Below are 20,948 nucleotides of genomic sequence, written 5' to 3'. Positions count from 1 at the left end.
CTTTCAGCATGATTTGTTTTGAAAAAAAGAAAAAAGTAAGATAGTATAGGAAACGAATATTTACAAAATAAGAAGGAAGAGAGATATGATTGTAAAAACGGAACAAGAACTAGAAGGGTTAAAGCAAAGCGGTAAAGTGATGGCCGCGATTCGCGACCAATTAAAAATCCATACAAAGCCCGGCATCACAACGAAGGAATTGGATGAATTAGCCGGAAAATTATTTGCAGAATATGGTGCAGAATCAGGACCGAAAAAAGAATACAATTTTCCCGGCTATACTTGTATAAGCGTGAATGATGAAGTAGCACACGGAATACCCGGCGACAAGGTCATTCAAGAAGGGGATCTTGTAAATATTGATGTCTCCGGGTCTTTCGACGGTTTTTTTACAGATACGGGAATTTCATTTGTTGTCGGCAATGGGGATCCAGAACTGTATCGATTATGTGAAACGGCGGAGAAAGCTTTTCAACAAGGAATATTAAAAGCAAAAGCGGGGTCTAAACAAAATCAAATTGGTAAAGCAGTGATGAAAGAAGCAAAGCGCAATGGCTTTTCTGTCATCCTGAATTTAACCGGCCATGGAGTTGGCCGATCACTTCATGAAAAGCCCGATCATATATTGAATTATTACGACCCGTGGGATAATGAATTATTAAAAGAGGGTCTTGTCATTGCGGTTGAGCCGTTTATCTCTACAGGGGCTGATATGATTGAAGAAGCAGGAGATGGATGGACTTACAAAACTCCTGACGGCAGCCTAGTGGCTCAAGTGGAGCATACCATTATCGTAACAAAAGATAAGCCGATTATTTTGACTTTGTAGAAGGAGAAAAAAATCGACAGCTAGGAGGCTGTCGATTTCTTCCTGTTTATGAACTCGCTGTATCTTCCTCTAAGACGTACGAATTCCGTCCTGCTCCTAGTCCAGAAAGCAATTGAATGGCTGTGGCTGCCACAAGAAGAAAGAGGGGAACGTACCAATGACCAGTCAAGTCATGCATGAGTCCAAACAGAAAAGGTCCAAATGCTGCGAACAAATAACCGATTGATTGGGCCATACCCGAAAGTCTTGCCGCCATATAATCCGTTTTTGCCCGCAAAGAAATAAAAGTCAAAGCTAAACCGAACGTCGCTCCTTGCGAGATTCCTATGAGCAAAACCCACCAAATCGTATAATCGGGATTTTCCATTAGAAGTCCTGCATAGCCGATAATCCCGATCAAGCAGACGATAGTGGATAAAAGCCGTTGACTACTCCAGCGCTCTGCAAGGATCGGAACTATAAAGGTCGCCGGCATACCAACAAACTGCATGATGGAGACCATCCAACCCGATGCCTCAGCACTCATTCCACGATCTTGAAAAACGTTGGGAAACCAGTTAATGGATATATAAAAAACAAAAGACTGGAAACCCATAAAAATCGTCACTTTCCAAGCAAGCTTGGATCTCCAGAGCCGGTTTTTTTCCTTGTTTTTATACGTTGGTAAGTGGTTCATCGTTGTATGGCGGAGCTGAGGCTGCCAAATGAACAGCGCCACAAGCGACAACAAAGCCCAAAACATAAGGGAGCCTTGCCATCCATAGCCAAGAGCATGAGTCAATGGAACACTGAGGCCGGATCCAAGTGCGGCAAAAGTGTTCATTGAAAGAGAATATCCGCCTGTCATCAGCCCTACTTGATGAGGGAAATCCCTTTTGATCAGCCCCGGCAAAAGAACATTGCCAGCAGCAATCGCCGTTCCTATCATAAATGTTCCTAAAAATAACGTAAAAATAGAGGAACAGGAACGTATGAATATGCCCGCCGTCAATAACAGCAAGCTGAAAAAGAGGGTTCGTTCCATTCCAAACTTCCCAGAAAGTTGAGGAACCAGTGGGGAAAAAACGAAAAATGCCATAAGCGGGAGTGTGGAAAGCAACCCGGCCACGGAATGGGATATACCTAAATCTTCTCTGATAAAACCGAGCACCGGCCCCACTGCGGTCAGAGAAGGGCGTAAATTGGCTGCTACGAATAAAATTCCTATTACTAAGAAGACCCATTTTTTATCAAAATGTTTGAACGCAGCCGTTTCTTTCATGACAAAACCACCTTTCATTCACATGCATCCAGTCAATAATTTAAGGAAAATGATTGCAAAATGACGGTACGGCCTCCCATTTTAACGTCTCAATCCATTAAGACTCATCCGCCATCCACAAACTGTTGATGAGTGTATCAACATTTAGGGAGTTCATACAGTCGGTTGAACGGATCGTTTAAAAGGCCATTAGCTTAAATGAAAAAAGACTCGAATCCCAGTATATCATATTTCAAAACATGACAGCCGTAAATGTGCCATGACATATCCTAAATTACATTGCGAACTTTCTTCAGTCGCCAGGGCAAAGAATGATAGGAGAACAATAAAAAAAGGAGACCTTAAGGGGTCTCCTTTTGATTAGCTAAAAGCCTGCCGTTTTTCGTGAAAGGTGTGGCTTGAGTTTGTTTGCGCAAAGAAGGGTAGAAGATCAGTCCACTAGCCAATAAAGCGGCTCCGAACAAAAATGTTTTTAAATCAGAAGTACCTGCATAAATGACCCAAATGGAATAAATAGTGGACAATAAAGCAATAAGACCATCGGTGTACCGGCTTTTGTTAAGCTGATACGTTTCACCGGTCCAAACGAGCTTAAGCTGGAACAAGGATGCAATAAGATAAGGCATGAGATAAGCCAATGTGGCGATATAAATGACAAAGTCAAATGCATGGGCCATTGAATTGGATATGGTTGAAAAAATAAAGAGTTGTCCAAGAACGTTTGACAGCCATAAGGAAAAGGATGGAACGCCTCTTTTGTTTTCTTTTAGAAAAGAAGCTAAAAACAATCCTTGCTTAGCCGCTTGATAAGGAACCTCGGCGCTCATTAACACCCAACCTATTGTGGAGCCGGCTAAACTAATCAAGCCCAATCCAGCGATTAAATAAGCTCCGATTGGTCCGATGATGGTTTCAATAGCATCCACGAGTGGTTTTTCGGAATGTATTAGAGTTTCCTGTGGCAGAACGCCCATCACCAGCAAGGAAATACCGATATAAATCGCCAATGCAATCATTAGCCCAATAATAGTGGCCCGTTTTATATCACTTTGTTTTTTGGCTCTGGAGGCAAATACAATAGCCGATTCAACACCTACGAAAGCCCAAAGTGTTGAGACAGCTGCGTGGTTTATTTGTGTTAAAATTCCTAATGGATGTCCGCTATCATCTAAGCGTGGAGCCGTAAATGGAAGCAAATTACTTTTTTGAAACGCAAACAGGCTTAGGACAATAAATAAAAAGAAACCGATCACTTTTGCGCTCGTGGCCAAAAAATTGATTTTTCCGGCTCCTTCAATTCCTCTTAAAATTAAAAAATGTGTAAACCAAAGCATGGCGGTGCATATAATAAAGGTTAGAACGTTGCCTGTTTTGAAAGCAACGGTTCCGATTGTGAATAACGGGGCTTTGCTGTTTAAAATGGGAAAAAAGGTTGCTAAATAGCTTGTAAAAGTAGTGATAATAGCAACATTTCCAGCGAAGTTTCCGATCCAATACCCCCAAGAAGACATAAATCCTGACAATGTGGAAAGTGTTGATCCCTCTTTAAACAGTTCTTTTGCGTAAATTTGTGGTCCGCCGTTCAGTTCTGGTTTTCGGATGGATAAATTACCGAAGACAAGAGCCGTTGTGAGGACACCGAAACCAGTTAAAGACCATCCCAATAACACAGCAGCTGGATTGGCGGCTTCAGAAAGCGTTCGTGGCAACATGAATATTCCGGATCCTACCATATTTCCAACGACCAGTGCGGTCAAAAGCCAAAACCCTAATCGTTTTTGTTCCATTGAATCAATGAACCCCTTTCTACTTGGATGACGAAACGGTGCTGCAAATGTAAAACGGGGATTGACATTTGCGAAAATGTAATGAGAATGTGGTTATTTATTCGCAACCAGGCAGGTATGTTTTTTATGCATCCTTCATCCGGTAACGTTTACCGCCGTCTCGTTTGAAATTTTCGGATATGCCTTCAAAATAGTATTCAAGTACGTTGAAAACAGCCCGATCAGTCAATCGATCATTATTTGTATATTTTTGCAGAAATGACTATCATTCTTCATTGTGATGGTATGATTATTTAGAACGCAAAATAAATATACAACAATCCACACAATTCGCCTATTGTTATTTTTATCCGCAGAAAAATCCTTTTGCTGTAAGTTTCACGATATCTTAAGGAAAAAGGAAGCGAATGGTATTTTGAAGTCGTTCTCACTAAAATCGGTCTTTTAAGGTTATAATCTGTCTTCTCGAGGCATAATCTTAATACGTAGTAGCCATTCAATAGAACGAATGGGAGGACTAGAAATTTGAGCGAGATTGGCTTTCTGTCAATTAAGTGGTAAGATAGAAGTACGACTTGTTGCTTTATCAGTAAAGTCAGGGCCCTCATCCCAAAATTGGTCGTATACTGTTATGAAGTTGTTCCTCATTCTACTTGAGATCGGGCTTTTTGTGTTTTGCAGAAACATCATCAATTATAATAAAGGGGTCTTTATTTGTGTATTATAACAAACGGAATCAAGAAGAAGTTGAAATGGTCGAAACGAGTGTCTACGCTTGCCAATCGCCTGATTGCAATGTTTGGATGAGAAAAGAATTTGCGACACCCAATTTGCATTGCCCAATTTGCGGAAGTGAAATGAAAGAAGAGATACGGGAGTTATATCCAATCAAAAAGAACTAATGTATGATGGCAGCTGCCTATAAGTGGCAGCTTTTCTTTTTTTATGACGAGTTTATGTTCTCGCTTTACTTTAAGGCGTTCCCACAAACGCTTAGAAAAAGAATAAAGTCCTCTTTTTTGGGGAAGATTTCCTTTAGATACTAACCCCATGAAGGAGGAATTGGATGTTTTCGGAAAATGCAAGCCAACACATGCCTCCATTTCCCGAGTCTTTTTGGAGATCCAATTTGGAATTACCGTCTTTTCCGAAACTGGAGAAAGATATAGAGGTGGACATTTCCATTGTTGGTGGCGGAATTGTCGGAATCACTTCTGCCAACTTATTAGGAAAAGCAGGAATGAAAGTCGCTCTGATCGACGCTGGCAAAATTCTCACTGGCACAACGGGGCACACAACTGCCAAAATTACCGCTCAGCATGGTTTAATCTACCACGAATTGATGGAACATTTTGGATTTGAGAAAGCACGTGGTTATTATGAAGCGAATATGTCTGCCTTACATTTTATCCGCGACACCGTTTTACGTCATCAAATCGAATGCGATTTTACCGAAGAAGATGCTTATCTCTACACGAATACGGATTCTTATATCAGCAAACTTGAAAAGGAGATGGAGGCCTATGAAAAACTGGGGATAGAGGGAGACTATCGCAACTCTATTCCCATTGATATACCCGTAAAAGCAGCTGTTAGGATGAATACGCAAGGCCAATTCCATCCGTTAAAATATTTAAAAAAACTATTGGAAGAGACCGAACATCAAGGAGCAGAAATATTTGAAAATACGACCGCAGTGGATATAGAGCAAGGGAATGAGATAAAAGTTGTTGCTAGAAATGGCTGCACGATTTCATGTAAGCAAGTAGTCATTGCGTCCCATTATCCGTTTTACGATGGGGCAGGATTTTATTTTGCCAGAATGTATCCAGAACGATCTTATCTTCTTGCCGTCAAACCTCAAAAAACATTTTCTGGCGGCATGTATCTTATGGTTGAAGAACCAACACGATCGTTGCGGTATACGCTGTGCGACAATGAAAAAATATTGCTTGTAGGCGGGGAACGTCATAAGACTGGACAAGGGATTTCTATGATACATCATTATGAAGCACTGCAAAAATACGCAGAAGAAACATTTGGAATCAACGAATTTTTGTACCGCTGGTCGGCGCAAGATTGGACGACATTAGATAAAGTGCCTTTTATTGGGCGAATCACTTCCGAAAAACCGAATATTTATGTTGCAACGGGTTTTCGAAAGTGGGGAATGACAAATGGAACAGCGGCAGCCCAATTAATCAGTGATTTAATTTTAGAAAAGCCCAATCCTTATGAAGAGTTGTTTACTCCTTCTCGTTTCAACGTGGATCCATCAGTGAAAACATTGATTAGAGAAAATACCAATGTCGCGGGGCATTTATTAAAAGGGAAATGGGAATCCCCGTTAAAAACGGTGGATGATTTACAAACGGATGAAGGCTCTGTCATTCGTGTGAACGGAAAAAGAGCGGGGGCCTATAAAGATAAAAATCAAAACGTATATATGGTGGATACCACTTGCCGGCATATGGGGTGTGAAGTGGAATGGAACAGTGGTGATCGTACTTAGGATTGCCCGTGCCACGGGTCACGTTATTCAGTGACAGGAGAAGTATTGGAAGGACCGGCGAAACAGCCGCTCAATAAGGTGGAAGAATGAAAAAATTTGGTTTCGATGGTAAGGATAAGGGAAACTTCCATCAGCAGGGGCAGTGTCCCCGCTGATGGTTGGCTGAACGAATCGAATTTTTAGGCGGTAGCTTGGCGCCAAATTGTTTTTGTCCATCATGGCCTTAATGAGGACGTTGGCGGAGATGATATTTTTTGAAGGCTTTCGAATTCAAAAGGATGGGAGAGGCGATGGACGTTTCTTTCTATTTTTTTCCTTTTTTAAAGGGTGGTTAAAATGCCTAGCAATACATATGCGGCTGTCGGTATGCCATAATAAATAAACTGATTTGTTGGAACGTTGTTCACTTTTTCCACCTCCCTCTTTATAGCCTCCCCTTAAGCTTTGCTTTTCATGATAAATGGTTGGCCATGGAATTGACAAAATTTTAATTCAATTTATAGTGGAAGTAGACGAAAAAATGAAAATTCACTGTATGTAAAGGGTGGATCTACATAATGGCAGAGAATGCTCGAATAAATACTTATTCATATCCGTATTCGGAAGAGGGGTTTTGGCAAGGGGCGAAAGACTGCGTGCCCACATTATTGGGCTATTGGAGCATCGGTTTTGCAGCCGGTGTGGTGGAAAAAACAGCGGGGCTTACCATCGCGGAAATTGTGCTGATTTCCCTTATTCTTTATGCCGGATCGGGGCAATTTATTGCATCAGGAATGATCGCGGCCGCAAATCCTGTTTCCGCTATTATTTTTACGATCTTTTTTATTAATCTTCGTCATCTTCTCATGAGTGCAGCGATATCCCCTTATTTTCGTCATCTTCCTTTGTGGAAAAATGTGTTGACCGGTTCGTTGTTAACGGATGAAACATTTGGCGTTGCGATGAATCATTTATCTAATCGAGCAGCCGGAAGTTTTAAATGGATGCTCGGTTTGAATGTCACTGCTTATGTCAACTGGCTAATTGGCAATGTAGCAGGTGGATTTTTTGGAGAATGGATTCCAGATCCGAATGCATTTGGACTTGATTTTGCCCTGCCAGCGATGTTTATTGGATTGCTTGTTTTACAGATTACTAGCAGAAAAAAATGGATGGTCGATTTAGCAGTGGCTATATGCAGTGCATCATCGATCGTGATCTTAAGCTTTTTTGTTTCGGGCAGCACGGGAGTGATTACCGCAGCCATCGTGGCGGCAACAGCGGGGGTGTTTATTGAAAAATGGAAATAAGATCATATGTTTTGGCGGTCATTATTGGATCGGGGATTGTCACGATCATACCGCGAATTCTTCCGCTGATGATTTTAAGCCGATTTCAATTGCCCCAATGGGCTGAACGTTGGTTAAGCCATGTGCCTGTTGCGGTCATGACGGCCCTGTTGGCGCAAGAGCTGCTGCTTTCAAACGGAAAATTTTCGATCATGGAAAATCGACTGGAGTTGTTGGCAGCCATACCGGCATTTGTGGTGGCGCTTGCGACCCGCAGTTTATTAGGGACGGTTGTGATAGGAATTGTCGCGATGATGGCTGCGCGCTTTTTTATTTAGGTTAGAATAAAGAAAACGGGAAGGAATCATTTTCCTTCCCATTTTTTAACCGTCCTAATAGATGAAAAACCGTAAGAGCTTCTTTTTTCCATTTCCAGTTTACCTTTTTGGTTGCCACCAACTGCTCCTTTAATACCGATCCGTACATCCATCCACCGATCAACTGGACTTTCAAAGGTCTAAGCAATGTTAAGAAGCTTATTCTTCTTTGTTGGCTAAGCAGCGGTCGCATTCCATCATATACGATTCAGCCTGTTCTTCAATATATTCACCGCATTCCGGACAAACTTTTTTAGGAAGATCACGGAACATTTCAACCGGACTTGGAACCATTTTTATTCCTCCTTATCAAATTTTTTCATTTTTGTTCTAATGAAGCCGAATATTGTCTCAATGAAAAAATAATGAACTTATGAAGTGGATGAAACGGATGTTATTCTTCTGATTGCGCAAGGCAGCGATCACACTCCATCATATAAGATTCCGCTTGCTCATCCATATGCTGGCCGCATACCGAACAAACTTTAATGGATATGGTTTGGAAAAATTCAACCGGACTTTGAACCATTTCAGGCACCTCCTTTTTATAATACAGATTATAAAATATTGTTTCTGTTATAATACAGTATACACAACATTTTTCTTGTTGTGTACCCCTTTTTTAAAAAATTTAAAAAAATAAAATATACTTAAATTGCAATATTAAATGCAACAAGTATTGAAAGACCAGATAACCCATGATTAAGTAGAATCGGGACACTCTGCGCGACTTGACGTGGAGTGGTGGGCATGGTAGCCTGGTTGGCCCAGCCAGTACCGTATACCTGGCTTCATGGCTGGTAGCCATGCCCGCAGAGGCTCTTTGTCAAGTTGCTAAAAACCAACCCTTTGGGTTAGCTGGCTTAAGGTTAAGAAGCTAAGCCAGCTAACTCTATTTGGAAACACTCCTCAGGTGTACGATAATTGAGGATCTTCCTTGGAAGATGGTTACACCAATTTTCAACATAAGTAATGGTTTCTTCTGCCACAGAGGAAATGGGTCTCCCCTTTGGTATGAAGCGCCTAATAAGGCCATTATGACGCTCGTTGGTTCCTCGTTCACAGGATGTGTAAGGGTGTGTAAAATAAACCTCTGTTAGATCTTTTTCAACACTAAGGCCGAGGTCAGCAAATTCAGAACCGTTATCAGCCGTAATGGTTTTAAACACTTTAGAGAACCGATTACCATAAGACACTTTCAACTGAGATATGACTTCTGAAACGGATAGACTATCCTTGGCTGTCACTCTCAAAATTATTTCTTTACGGGTTTTGCGCTCAGTAAGAGTCAATAAGGCCTGATCTTTAGTCTTCTTGCCTATAACCGTATCAATTTCCCAGTGACCAAACTCTTGGCGTTCATTGACTTCAATTGGTCGCTCATCGATACTGCGTCCTAAGATCTTCTTATTCTTCCGGTTACGTTTTTTCTTGGTGTTCAGGGTAATTTTCATAGGTAGGTCAATGTTTTTAACGCCTATAAGTCCTAGATCAATATAGTTATAAAGGGTCTTGGTGCAAACCATTTTGTCTTTGAATTTCCCATCACGTTTGGCTCTCCCACATACCGCATCAGGAGACCATTTCTTATCAAGGATCTGAGTTTCGGCATACTTAATAAACTCGATGGCATCGTCTAGTTTTAGCTTGCGGCCACAGGCTTTCCTGTTTCTCTCATAGAGAAGTTGACCTGTGTCTGGAAAATAGACATGAACAATTTTCCCGTTGCTTTTTCTTTGTGGCACTGTACCTCTTCTTAACTCACGGGAGATGGTGCTTTTGTGACAACCAACATAATCTGCAATCTCCTGTTGAGTCTTACCAGCAGCGTGTAAGGCCGCAATTTTCCCACGGTCATAAGCCGTTAAGTGTTTGAAATGCCGAGCTCCTATGGTAGAATTAGTAATTGCCATAGATAAATCCTCCGTATCGATATTGTTTTAGTCGACTTAATCATACGTGGTTTATCTATGGTTTTTCATTTTTTATGCTTGTTGCATTTGATTATACAACTAGCCAAAATAAAATATAAATGAATATTCGCTGAAAAGAATGGATCTAATTTTCATGCAATAGAATTTTTATTTATTTCCATATGAAAGGAAAAAGGGTCGTAAAAGAATTTTTACTATGATAAAAGTATGAACAAAATGGTTCCGCTTAATCCAAAATAAGCGAAACAGATTTTCTATCGCTTCACTTGAAAAAACAGAAGTCGCTCCTTTTTAAAAGAATGAAACTTGTCATTTCACTTTAGTCCAATCAGCTTTTTCGCCGCGAGCTTTTCGTGTACACAGCTGTTTTATTTCGTTGTTTACAATAGATTGATATCTTGGTATAGTATTTTCGAGAATGGATAGATCGTCTATTCATTTGGGCAGCGGTTCTAATTATTTCTTTTAGTTTGGATTGAAACCGCTGCCATTAACATGTTATTGGAGGAGAGCTGCTGTGAGAGTTGTTTTTTTTCTAACTGGTTTGCTGTTAGTGTATGGGCTTGCCATGTTGGTCAGCTATGATCGAAAACATGTGCGCTATAAGGCAATTTTTACTATGCTGATTGCCCAATTAGTACTTGCTTTTATTATGTTTAATACAAAAGCAGGCATTTCGGTCATTGGATTTGTGTCGAAAATGTTCAGTAAATTGCTTGAGATGGGCAGTAAAGGGGTCGACTTTGTTTTTGGAGGGTTGGAAAACAAAGGGATATCCAATTTTTTTCTTGATGTGTTAATGCCTATTATTTTTATTTCGGTTTTGATCGGTATTTTGAACTATTTCAAAATTTTGCCTGTGATTATTAAATATGTTGGCCTTGTTTTAAGCAAACTAAACGGGATGGGGAAACTAGAAAATTACATTGCGGTTTCTTCTGCTGTCTTAGGACAATCAGAAGTGTTTTTGACGACGAAAAAGCAAATTGGACACATTTCCCGGAAGCGTTTGTACACACTATGTACGTCGGCTATGAGCGCTGTCAGCATATCGATTGTCGGTGCTTATATGACCATGCTGGAGCCGAAATACGTCGTGATTGCGATAATACTCAATATATTTTCCGCTTTGATTGTCGGAAATATCATTAATCCTTATGAAATTTCAGAGGAAGAGGACTTGCTTGTCGTTGAAGAAACAAAAAAATTGAGCTTTTTTCAAATGATCAGCGAAAGTATCATGGATGGGCTGAAAGTAGCTATTATTGTAGCAGCGATGTTAATTGGATTTATTGCATTGATCAACTTAATTGATTATCTCTTTACGCTGGTCTTCCATATATCATTCCAAACAATACTCGGCTATGTCTTTTCTCCTATCGCCTTTTTAATGGGTGTTCCTTGGGGAGAAGCAGTCAAAGCCGGCAGCATCATGGCTACAAAATTAGTGACAAATGAATTTGTGGCGATGGCTAATTTTACAAAAATATCCCACTCGCTGTCCGAAAAAACAGTTGGAATTGTCTCCGTGTTCCTGATCAGTTTCGCGAATTTTAGTTCGATCGGAATTGTCACTGGCGCCGTGAAAGCGTTAAATGACAAACAAGGAGACGCAGTGGCGAATTTTGGCTTGAAATTATTGTATGGTTCAACTTTGGCGTCCATTTTATCCGGGACGATTATCGGTTTATTTTTGTAATGGGGAATGGTGGTTGAATAAAAAGGATCGGTCTTCATGTTGTGGTTTAACAAAATGGAAGTAGAGTGATACCATGGATGCCAGCGGTGATCAGTGAGGGTGAAATTCAAAATTCATGGCAATTTCACATCTTTCGGCTTTGAAAATAAGACAAGATCCTGTTACACTTTAAAAGGAAATAGCAGCTGCTGCCGATAGAAAAATATACGGTTAAGGAGATGTACTTCGATGTTGTTGGAAAAAGCAAACATGATTGATCATACATTATTAAAAGCCGATGCTACGAAGGATGATATCGTCCGGTTGGCGGAAGAAGCCAAAAAATACGGTTTTGCTTCGGTGTGCGTAAACCCGGTTTGGGTGAAAACCGCTTATGAAATTTTAAAAGATACCGATGTGAAAGTATGTACCGTCATCGGTTTTCCACTCGGCGCAACCACGCCTGAAGTTAAAGCTTTTGAAACGACCAATGCCATTCAAAATGGAGCCGAAGAAGTGGATATGGTGATCAATATCGGGGCTCTTAAAAGTCGTGATCTGGAATTGGTGGAAAATGATATTCGAGCCGTCGTGGAAGCAGCAAAGGGAAAAGCGCTGGTGAAAGTGATTATTGAAGCCTGCTTGCTGACAGAAGAGGAAAAAGTGCTCGCTTGTCAATTAGCAGTCAAAGCCGGAGCAGATTTTGTCAAAACATCTACCGGTTTTTCGACAGGAGGAGCAACAGTGGAAGATGTTGCATTAATGCGTAAAACGGTTGGACCGGATTTTGGGGTGAAAGCTTCTGGAGGAATTCGAACTGCAGAAGACTTGCTGGCGATGGAAAAAGCAGGGGCAAATCGTATCGGAGCCAGTGCGGGCGTAAAAATTGTGACAGGCCAAGCTTAAAATGTTAGAAATGTAAAGAGGACAACAAATCCGCACATTTTCAGCCCGCTCCCGTTTTACAAAATTTCTCTAAGGGGGAAGGGACTTGATTAGCGAAACGTTGATTCAAGCAGCTGTCGCGGGGAGAGAAAAAGCATATGCCCCTTACTCTCATTTTAAGGTGGGCGCTGCCATAGCGACTAAAAGCGGAGACATTTATTCAGGATGCAATATTGAGAATGCATCTTATGGTCTATGTAACTGTGCAGAGAGAACGGCCATCTTTAAAGCGATTTCGGAAGGACAAACTGATTTTGCGATGTTGGCGGTGGTCGGGGATACGGATGGTCCTATTTCGCCTTGTGGAGCTTGCCGCCAAGTGATTGCAGAATTTTGCCCTCCGGATATGCCGGTTATTTTAACGAATTTAAAAGGAGAAAGAAAAGAGACAACCGTTAAGGAACTGTTGCCGTATGCTTTTTCACCAAGTCATTTAGATTAATGAAAGGGGATTAAGGAGATGTCCTTGATCCCAAATTGCAGGAAGAAATAATCACTCATTTCAGTTTTGAGTCGAGCTGGCTTTTTCATCGGTTAAGCCAGCTTTTTTATTTTACTCTTAAGAAAAAGGTAAATTCTGCAAAAATAAAGCAGCGGACAAAGAACGTTTAGCAAGCATATGAAAATAAGCCGTATGAACGGATAAAACGGCAATGATGATAATGTTTTTAATCGCTTTTCGCTTTTCTTCATCCAGCTGGAAATGCTCCTGAACCATTTCCTCTGCCTTATATTTAATAATTCTTTCGATCGTTTCGATCGTTCCTTCATTCGGTAAGCGGTTTTCGCTCAAAGAATGATCATTGATTTCTTCAAACAGGGTAGAGTAACATGCATACAGATGAATAGGATTGATGAGATCATCTTTTTGGTCATCAGGATCGTTGATAATCAACTTTAATAGTTGACGAATGGATTCAAAGTCAAGGGCTGTTTTTAAATCCTCTACAATGAATAAAAGCGCGGTTTGCTCAAGTGAATATTTTTTTCCTTTTTGGGGAGAGCCGATCATTTCTTTAATATCCCGTTTAATCCAGTTTTGTAACGCCGTGACAGAAAAATTAGTGTACTCGATTTGATTGCCAAGTGCTGCTATTTCGTTTAAAGAAAAACCTCTATCGAGTTTATTCGTTTTTATGATTTTTTCAAAAATGGGCGGAAGCGTTCCAACGTTCGCAGCATTTGGATCGAGTTCGGAGAGAGAACCATGTTCTTCAGAGTGAATCCATGCTTCTTGCAGTACCGAAAGCGGTGGTTTTTTGCTCCAACCTTTTAATGAAAGGAGAAGGAACGCCATTTCCTTTCTTGTTAATTGAAAGGTATTCACGAAGTTTCCTCCTATTTACAAGTTCTTTTGAACTTATCTTACGCTTTGATATTAAGAAAGTCAAATGACTTTGTTACTAAATGAACTTCATGTCGTTACATTTTCTTTTCAAAATGAAAGAAATTCTACTTGAATATTTTTGAATAAGATCATATAATAAGTTCATAAGAACCTGAACATGACAGTTCTTTAAACTAAAATGAAAAATTATAGAAAAGGAGTCGAATTCATCGATGTTCAAAAAATGGGTTAAATGGCTTTCTTCATTGGCTCTTGTTTTTTCCCTTGTTGGACTAGGTATGGTAGACAGCGCATCGGCAAAAGGATACAGATCTGGAAAAGGATTTTATCAGCCGAGTCACAGCCAGCAAGTTGTTCCGAACAAAAATCAAAATTCTAGCATCTTCAATTCGTCAAAATCGAACACTACCCCATACACTCATACGGTTCCACCAAAAAGCAGCAAAGGCAGTTTTGCCAAAGGGCTTTTATTGGGTGGTCTAGGCGGATTTTTAGCAGGAAGTTTGTTTCATGGTCTCGGACCAATCAGCTCCATGCTGGGATTTGTCATCAATTTATTTCTTCTATATGCCGTTGTCATGCTGGTGGTGAGCGCTATAAGATTGATCTTTAATCGCAGACATCAAAGGGAGTATGACTCATGGAGACGTTAAAACTTTCTGAACAAGAAATCATAAATGCCGTCTGTGTTTATGTAGCGGCGAAAGCAAATGTTCGCCCGGAAGATGTCATTACTGAATTACTGTACGATGATGACACTGGATTTGGAGCAGAAGGAGAAATTGCAGGCGTATTGCATCCATTGACAGAACCACAACTTATTGAGGCGATCAGAGGTTGGATTAAGAACGAGTATCAAATCGATCCGTATGCGGCTGGAATTCAACTGAAATTAGATGATCATGAAGGAATTATCGCTATGATAAGCGAATAAAGATATCCAAAATTTTCTATAGTGGCAATTGAAGTCTCCTTGGGTAAAACCCGAGGAGATTTTATTTTTCATGAAAACATTGCGCATATTTGTAGACTTATACCCACCAAAAGATGAAAAGTTTGAAAATGATGAAATAAATAACATCTAAGAATGGGGATTAATGAAATAACAGAAGAATCATACATGTTTCAACGTAGGGGAAAACGCGGTTTAAACACAATAAAAAATGTTGGAACAACGAGAATTTTCTAAGTGGAAATTTTCCAATGGAAATGAAACAAAGGATGAAAGGAAAAACCATTCATCCTTTAGCATAATTATTTAGCCAATCTTAGTTCCCACATATTTCCGTTTTTCCAGAATCTTTTTTTGGTTACAAAGCGGTTTCTGGCCGTCTCACTTGAATATTGAAAAAAACTTCTAGAAGTACTGCGTCTGGAAGAGCGCCTAGAAGTCTGTCTGGAAGAGCGCCTAGAAGTCCGTCTGGAAGAACGCCTAGAAGAGCGTCTCGAAGTCTGTCTGGAAGAGCGTCTGGAAGAACGTCTGGAAGAGCGCCTAGAAGTCTGTCTGGAAGAGCGTCTGGAAGAACGTCTGGAAGAGCGTCTGGAAGAACGTCTGGAAGAACGTCTGGAAGAACGTCTGGAAGAACGTCTGGAAGAGCGTCTGGAAGTCCGTCTGGAAGAGCGTCTGGAAGAACGCCTAGAAGAGCGTCTGGAAGAGCGTCTGGAAGTCTGTCTGGAAGAGCGTCTGGAAGAACGCCTAGAAGAGCGTCTGGAAGAGCGCCTAGAAGTCTGTCTGGAAGAACTCCTAGAAGAACGTCTGGAAGAGCGCCTAGAAGAGGTGCTCGACCAGCGGGACGTTGATGGACCGCCTTTTACTTCCTTAACGACGCTTGGATCTTGATACATAAAATCCTCTAACCCAGCATCAGTTGCTTTTTCAACGGCCTCTTTAATATCATCATGGGTGATCTGTCCCATGTGAAAACCTCCTTTAAAAATTATATAAAAAATGTAAATTTCTTTTCACGATTCATAGTATGAGGACAACAAGGAATTGCCTGAGACAAATATGTAGTTTTTGTAAAAAAAATATGAAGGTGTCTTCAGGTGTCACCCTCTTATTTTTTTCATATGATTATAGTAATCATGCGAGATTTTTTTATATGGAGCGAGGAGGAGAGAGATGGATAAAAACAACTTGACTCAATATGAACTTTATATCCATCCTAAAGATTACCAAGAGCTGAGAAGAGATATTTGGAACGATGAACCACTGCCGGCAAAATTAAAAATAGGCAACAAGAAGCTTGAAATTGATATCGCTTATCGTGGTTCGCATATCAGAAAATTTAAAAAAAAATCTTATCATATCGCTTTTTATAAACCCCAAATATACAGGGGAGCGAAAGAAATTCATCTGAATGCAGAGTTTAAAGATCCGGCCGTCATCCGAAATAAATTATCATTTGATTTCTTCAACGAAATAGGCGTATTGTCGCCGCGTTCCCAGCATATTTTTTTGTCCATAAATAGCCGAAACGAAGGGATCTATTTAGAATTGGAATCTGTAGATGAATGTTTTCTTAAGAAAAGGAGCTTGCCAGAAGGGGCCATTTTTTATGCGGTGGATGGGGATGCCAATTTTTCATTAATGAGTGATCTAGACAAGGAAGTGAAACGTTCGTTGGATTTAGGATATGAAATGAAATGGGGGAATGAACAAGACATATTTTACTTGCAAGAGATGATTCTTAAATTGAATACTACTCCGCGGGCAGAATTCGAAAAAGAGATTCAAAAATACATTCATGTCGAGCAATATCTATACTGGCTTTCCGGAATCGTCTGCACTCAAAATTACGATGGATTTGTTCATAATTACGCGTTATATCTGAACAGGGAAACGGGTTTATTTGAAATTATCCCTTGGGATTATGATGCTACATGGGGAAGGGACATCAATGGAAAGGAAATGTCGGAAGATTATGTAAGAATTCAAGGATATAATACTCTTACAGCTCGACTTCTGGACGTTCCCTCGTTTCGAAAAAAGTATCAATTGATTTTGCAAGAAATATTGGAAGAAAAATATACCGTTGCAAACTTGCAGCCGAAAGTGGAACAGCTCTACAAACAAATTAAACCGTATGTACAAAAAGATCCCTATATAAGAGACCGTCAGATGCAATTTGAAAATGAACCTGAACTCATCTTGCGTTTTATTGAAAAAAGAGGAAATTATATTCGAAATCATTTACAAGTATTGGATTAGTAAGGTGGAAATTTTTGTGAATAGGCAACTACAAGGTTCATCTCTTCCTTGTGATGAGTATACATGCACTGTAGTTATACCATATGGATCACGAACAAGGAGGATATGAATGAATAAGAAATCGAATTTGAACCATCAGTGCAACAAGGAGCGATTTCAATCCTTTTTAGAATCCTTAAAAGGACGGATGGTTACTATATATCGCAACGATCCCGAAGCAAAAACGGGACGTTTGTTGGACGTTCAGTCAGATTATATTGTTTTAGAGCTTGAACATAATACGATCGTTTATTATCAAATTCATCATGTCAAAAGCGTAAGTGAAGATTCCAAAGCCAATCAACCAGTAAAGGAACTGGACGAGGAGTTGGATTTTATTAAAGAGGAGAGCTTTAGTGATCTATTCCGCCACTTAAAAAACGAGTATATTCAAATCAATCAAGGCGGGCCTTATTTGGTTGTCGGAACATTACTGGAAACAAGCAACGATTATATTATCTTGGCATTGGAAAACAACGAGATCGTGTATTTTAATCTTGATCATGTGAAAAGTGCATTGAAACTATCTAAGGGAATAAAATCTAATCATTTAACCGAAACGAAAGATTCTGATCAAACAATGGTTTCAGTGTCATCCAAACCTTCGACTTCTATTAGCCACGAGATATTAAAAGCCGAATATTTTGCTGATCTTTTTGATCAATTGATGCATAAATGGGTATTGATCAATCGCCGAGGTCCCGATGCTTTGGAAGGCATTTTAGTGGAAAATGCTGGAGGATATTTCACCATTACGAACAACCATGAAATTATACGAATCAATCCGTTTCATATTAAATGCATAAGTATAGGTCCAAAAACGGATAAAAAAGAAGAAAACGACCAAATTGAAGCCGAGGAAGATCATCCACTAAGATCACTCCACAAAGAAAAAAAACCATCCCTCGAAAGACGATCCGGAAGAAGATCCGGAAGACGATCTGAAAAACGATCCCATTCTAGATATCTGCATAGTTAAGAAGAACTTCCATAAGATCGGATAGAATCCAAAATAAGATATAGCACCTCTCGCTCCACAGCCAGAATTAAAAATAGTGATCCATCATAGCGGAACAAAAGGATGAGGTAGAGAAAGAAAACGATTATTGGGAACGGAAAACCGATATCCACAATCGTTGCCATCGTGCTGGGTGCATGAGTATGCGACACTGGTGCACCTGGTATTATTATAGGATAGGAAGGAGAATAAGATGGAACAATTAAAAAAATATATCGGCACGGAAATTGAATTGGAGATATCCGATAAGACTAAGCTTTATGGAATTTTAATGGATATTGGCTCTGATATATTAGTCCTGTTTGATGGACGCAAAGATTTTTATATTCCTTTTTTGCATGTCCATAACATTAAAGAACGGAGCGAAAACGAATTGACAGGCGTTCAGCCGCCTGTGACCGTCGGCTTTAAAGATGACGATCATGAACTTTCTTACCGAAAAACACTGTTAAACGCAAAAGGACATTTTCTTGAATTATTCGTTGCCAGAAACAAATCCCTCCATGGTTATATTACGAGTGTATTAAATGATTACATCGTATTTTACTCTCCCGTTTATAAAACTGTTTTTATTTCCATGCACCATTTAAAGTGGCTTACACCATACTCTGTTCCATCCACCCCATATACGCTAAGCAGCAAAGAACTTCCTGTCGTTCCTTTGAACATCCCGTTGGCTAGATCGTTTGAAGAACAATTAAAAAAATACAAAGAAACGTTAGTGGTTTTTGATTTGGGAGAGGAAGCAGACAAAATCGGACTGTTGAAAAACGTAGAGAACAATATGGTCAAACTTGCCGCGGCAGATAGTCGAACGGTTTTTTGGAAGCTCTCTCATTTGAAAATGTTTCATCTCCCTTGAAAAACCAATGAATAACGACTCATTGGCTTTGAAGAATAATAGACACGCTGAAGCTTTAAAAATGGACAACTTCAATGAATTTATAAATTGAAAAATAAAGGGAATCCGAACTGACTAGAGCATAACCGGCAGTCGCTCGAATGACGACCAAGCTGTATCAATCAAGGTCGCATAGAAGAAGGAAAAGAGTTATGACGGTCATTTCGCTCCCTAAAAATATCGTTTCGACATCGATTGATCATTGGCATTGTATGCATATGAGGCTAAGAAAGGAACTGGGTATACTAAAAAACCAATTCCCTATCCAAAAAATAAACAAGCAGACACATTTTTCCGTCTGCTTGTTTATTTTGATTTCATGATTTTACGCTCACTAACAAAAAGAGCGTTTGAAGGAAAAACGACCAAATAGAAAGTCAAACTGTCTATTTACCCCAATGTTCCTTGATAAAAAGATCCCGTCCAGATTTTTCTCTGTCTTTCTTGTATTCTTCTGGATTTTTTTTATAAAAATCTTGGTGATAGTCTTCTGCAGGGTAGAAAGTAGAAGCAGGCAAAATTTTGGTTACAATCGGTTTTTTGAATTTACCGCTTTTTTCGAGGCGTTCTTTTGATTCCTCTGCCAATTTTCGTTGCTCTTCTGTATGATAAAAAATGGCCGTTCGGTAGTTGTCTCCTCGGTCATGGAATTGTCCGCCATCATCTGTCGGATCAATTTGCTGCCAATAAATTTCTAAAATTTTGCTGTAAGGAAAAACAGTTGGATCATAAAGAATTTCCACTGCTTCATAATGACCTGTTTTGCCGGATTTGACTTGTTCATAGGTTGGATTTTCCACATGTCCTCCTGTATAACCGGAAGTTACCTTATGAATGCCATCCCATTGATCAAAAGGTTTTACCATGCACCAAAAACATCCACCGGCAAACGTTGCTTTTTCTAATTGCTTTTTCATTTTTAAACACCTCAAAACGTTGGTTTCACGATACAATGCTCATTTTATCACTAAAAGAAATAAAACGGCAATAAAAGAGATGAAACAGCCATTCTGTATATGTAGAAAAAAAGTTGAAAGGAAGGAGCAGGAGGTCGAGAATCACATCGGCATCCAGAATAAATTGAAAAGGGAAATAGTGGTGTCGGGATGATTCGTGTGAGGCCAATCATCTTTCGGTGATGACCTTGAATAAAAGCGAAAACAAACTCATTTCAAAGATTTTTTAAAATGAAGAATACAACAAAGTTTTGATGGTTCACGATACAACGAATAGGAGTCGTTCTTTCATCGATAAACAGATCATAATGACTTACATTTTTCAGGAGCAGATCATCTTCATATCACAGGAAGCAGGGGATTCGTTGCGGCGGCAAAGCAATGAATGAAGCTTTGCCTTACTCCTGTTCACAGTGATCTTCAATGACCACCCATTCGTTTGCCCAATTTTCCAGCTCCCGTATGAAGGGTTCCAATGCTTTCCCTTTTTCCGTCAAAGAGTACTCGATTCTTACCGGTGTTTCTGGATATACTTTTCGATTGACAATTCCTTCTTGCTCCAATTCCTTTAGTCTTTCGGATAACAGTCGACCACTGATCGGAATAGAAGATTCAATGGTGCAGAAACGCTGTGGACCCGAAAGCAGTTGATGTATGATAAAACCTGTCCAACGTTTGCTGATAATGTTCATTGCTTTTTCAAATTTGGGACATAAGGTTGATTGGCTCAATATGATCACCTCTGGAACCCATTATAACCTAAATTCATATGCTTGTAATCTTTCATAGTCAATAGCAGATGAGGAAAAGTTTCTAGTTTTGAAAATGATTCAAATCAGAATTGGGATCAATTTGAATCGGTTTTATTACGTTTCTCAGCTAAG

Annotated in this window: 21 protein-coding genes and 1 pseudogene; 13 read left to right on the top strand and 9 right to left on the bottom strand. The window is 39.8% G+C overall.

Features of this window, described 5'->3' with window-relative positions; all coding sequences use genetic code 11:
* The first annotated feature begins 85 nt into the window (after positions 1-85).
* Positions 86-829 carry a type I methionyl aminopeptidase gene (gene map / locus N1I87_RS10355; RefSeq protein WP_003352749.1) on the top strand — a complete coding sequence of 248 codons (744 nt, stop codon included), beginning with the start codon at positions 86-88 and terminating at the stop codon, positions 827-829.
* Between the two features lie 46 nt (positions 830-875).
* Here map and N1I87_RS10350 read toward each other — a convergent pair whose 3' ends face one another.
* On the bottom strand, positions 876-2,090 hold the full coding sequence (locus tag N1I87_RS10350; protein WP_341101593.1) for a CynX/NimT family MFS transporter: 1,215 nt from the start codon (positions 2,088-2,090) through the stop codon (positions 876-878).
* A 341-nt stretch (positions 2,091-2,431) separates the two neighbouring features.
* A complete protein-coding gene (locus N1I87_RS10345; protein WP_341101592.1) occupies positions 2,432-3,877 on the bottom strand; it encodes an amino acid permease in 1,446 nt (481 codons plus the stop codon).
* Positions 3,878-4,593: 716 nt separating this feature from the next.
* Here N1I87_RS10345 and N1I87_RS10340 point away from each other — a divergent pair.
* From N1I87_RS10340 to N1I87_RS10325, 4 genes and pseudogenes are all read left to right on the top strand, one after another.
* Positions 4,594-4,779, top strand: coding sequence for a cold-inducible protein YdjO-related protein (locus tag N1I87_RS10340; protein ID WP_040340877.1), 186 nt, complete (start codon positions 4,594-4,596; stop codon positions 4,777-4,779).
* Between the two features lie 164 nt (positions 4,780-4,943).
* Positions 4,944-6,479, top strand: a pseudogene (locus N1I87_RS10335) (FAD-dependent oxidoreductase).
* A gap of 467 nt (positions 6,480-6,946) precedes the next feature.
* Positions 6,947-7,678 carry an AzlC family ABC transporter permease gene (locus N1I87_RS10330; RefSeq protein ID WP_270584592.1) on the top strand — a complete coding sequence of 244 codons (732 nt, stop codon included), beginning with the start codon at positions 6,947-6,949 and terminating at the stop codon, positions 7,676-7,678.
* On the top strand, positions 7,669-7,995 hold the full coding sequence (locus tag N1I87_RS10325) for an AzlD domain-containing protein (protein WP_003352756.1): 327 nt from the start codon (positions 7,669-7,671) through the stop codon (positions 7,993-7,995). Before N1I87_RS10330 ends, N1I87_RS10325 begins: the two co-directional genes overlap by 10 nt.
* Before the next feature lie 198 nt (positions 7,996-8,193).
* On the opposite strand, the gene yhfH (N1I87_RS10320) is transcribed toward N1I87_RS10325, so the two are convergent.
* The 3 genes from yhfH (N1I87_RS10320) to N1I87_RS10310 all read right to left on the bottom strand — a co-directional run bounded on the left by yhfH (N1I87_RS10320) (position 8,194) and on the right by N1I87_RS10310 (position 9,947).
* Positions 8,194-8,328, bottom strand: a complete 135-nt coding sequence (gene yhfH / locus N1I87_RS10320) for a protein YhfH (RefSeq protein WP_003352759.1) — start codon at positions 8,326-8,328, stop codon at positions 8,194-8,196.
* Between the two features lie 100 nt (positions 8,329-8,428).
* On the bottom strand, positions 8,429-8,563 hold the full coding sequence (gene yhfH, locus N1I87_RS10315; RefSeq protein WP_003352761.1) for a protein YhfH: 135 nt from the start codon (positions 8,561-8,563) through the stop codon (positions 8,429-8,431).
* 340 nt (positions 8,564-8,903) lie between these two features.
* Complete coding sequence (locus N1I87_RS10310; protein ID WP_341101289.1) at positions 8,904-9,947, bottom strand: IS30 family transposase; 1,044 nt, start codon at positions 9,945-9,947, stop codon at positions 8,904-8,906.
* 538 nt (positions 9,948-10,485) lie between these two features.
* On the opposite strand from N1I87_RS10310, the gene N1I87_RS10305 reads away from it, so the two are divergent.
* The 3 genes from N1I87_RS10305 to N1I87_RS10295 all read left to right on the top strand — a co-directional run bounded on the left by N1I87_RS10305 (position 10,486) and on the right by N1I87_RS10295 (position 13,033).
* Positions 10,486-11,667, top strand: coding sequence for a NupC/NupG family nucleoside CNT transporter (locus tag N1I87_RS10305; protein WP_270584306.1), 1,182 nt, complete (start codon positions 10,486-10,488; stop codon positions 11,665-11,667).
* A gap of 228 nt (positions 11,668-11,895) precedes the next feature.
* Positions 11,896-12,552 carry a deoxyribose-phosphate aldolase gene (gene deoC, locus N1I87_RS10300; protein ID WP_003352764.1) on the top strand — a complete coding sequence of 219 codons (657 nt, stop codon included), beginning with the start codon at positions 11,896-11,898 and terminating at the stop codon, positions 12,550-12,552.
* An 85-nt stretch (positions 12,553-12,637) separates the two neighbouring features.
* Entirely contained in the window at positions 12,638-13,033 is a 396-nt protein-coding gene (locus N1I87_RS10295; RefSeq protein WP_048623225.1) for a cytidine deaminase, read from the top strand.
* A 117-nt stretch (positions 13,034-13,150) separates the two neighbouring features.
* On the opposite strand, the gene N1I87_RS10290 is transcribed toward N1I87_RS10295, so the two are convergent.
* Positions 13,151-13,918 carry a DUF1836 domain-containing protein gene (locus N1I87_RS10290; protein WP_003352766.1) on the bottom strand — a complete coding sequence of 256 codons (768 nt, stop codon included), beginning with the start codon at positions 13,916-13,918 and terminating at the stop codon, positions 13,151-13,153.
* Positions 13,919-14,151: 233 nt separating this feature from the next.
* On the opposite strand from N1I87_RS10290, the gene N1I87_RS10285 reads away from it, so the two are divergent.
* Together N1I87_RS10285 and N1I87_RS10280 are read left to right on the top strand one after the other, a co-directional pair.
* The gene (locus N1I87_RS10285) at positions 14,152-14,592 is read left to right on the top strand and encodes a hypothetical protein (RefSeq protein WP_341101590.1); all 441 of its coding nucleotides are present in this window, start codon (positions 14,152-14,154) and stop codon (positions 14,590-14,592) included.
* Positions 14,580-14,873: a YxcD family protein gene (locus N1I87_RS10280; RefSeq protein WP_341101588.1), complete on the top strand. Its 294-nt coding sequence runs from the start codon at positions 14,580-14,582 to the stop codon at positions 14,871-14,873. The genes N1I87_RS10285 and N1I87_RS10280 overlap by 13 nt, the downstream gene beginning before the upstream one ends.
* A gap of 320 nt (positions 14,874-15,193) precedes the next feature.
* Here the strand turns inward: N1I87_RS10280 and N1I87_RS18080 are convergent, their stop codons facing one another.
* Positions 15,194-15,856 (bottom strand): CotG/ExsB N-terminal domain-containing protein, encoded by a 663-nt coding sequence (locus tag N1I87_RS18080; protein ID WP_445285692.1) that lies wholly within the window; start codon positions 15,854-15,856, stop codon positions 15,194-15,196.
* A 205-nt stretch (positions 15,857-16,061) separates the two neighbouring features.
* Here N1I87_RS18080 and N1I87_RS10275 point away from each other — a divergent pair, with 205 nt between their 5' ends.
* From N1I87_RS10275 to N1I87_RS10265, 3 genes are all read left to right on the top strand, one after another.
* Entirely contained in the window at positions 16,062-17,150 is a 1,089-nt protein-coding gene (locus tag N1I87_RS10275) for a CotH kinase family protein (RefSeq protein ID WP_341101586.1), read from the top strand.
* A gap of 109 nt (positions 17,151-17,259) precedes the next feature.
* Positions 17,260-18,168: a spore coat protein gene (locus N1I87_RS10270; RefSeq protein WP_341101583.1), complete on the top strand. Its 909-nt coding sequence runs from the start codon at positions 17,260-17,262 to the stop codon at positions 18,166-18,168.
* 232 nt (positions 18,169-18,400) lie between these two features.
* Entirely contained in the window at positions 18,401-19,069 is a 669-nt protein-coding gene (locus N1I87_RS10265; protein ID WP_341101581.1) for a DUF2642 domain-containing protein, read from the top strand.
* Between the two features lie 425 nt (positions 19,070-19,494).
* On the opposite strand, the gene msrA is transcribed toward N1I87_RS10265, so the two are convergent.
* Both msrA and N1I87_RS10255 read right to left on the bottom strand, forming a co-directional pair.
* On the bottom strand, positions 19,495-20,025 hold the full coding sequence (gene msrA / locus N1I87_RS10260; RefSeq protein ID WP_048623233.1) for a peptide-methionine (S)-S-oxide reductase MsrA: 531 nt from the start codon (positions 20,023-20,025) through the stop codon (positions 19,495-19,497).
* Positions 20,026-20,462: 437 nt separating this feature from the next.
* Positions 20,463-20,795 (bottom strand): winged helix-turn-helix transcriptional regulator, encoded by a 333-nt coding sequence (locus tag N1I87_RS10255; protein ID WP_003352775.1) that lies wholly within the window; start codon positions 20,793-20,795, stop codon positions 20,463-20,465.
* Positions 20,796-20,948: the final 153 nt, after the last annotated feature.

Source organism: Bacillus sp. FSL W8-0102, from assembly GCF_038007225.1.
Lineage (GTDB): Bacteria > Bacillota > Bacilli > Bacillales > DSM-4216 > Bacillus_O > Bacillus_O smithii.
This window is presented reverse-complemented; position numbering and strand designations above follow the sequence as displayed.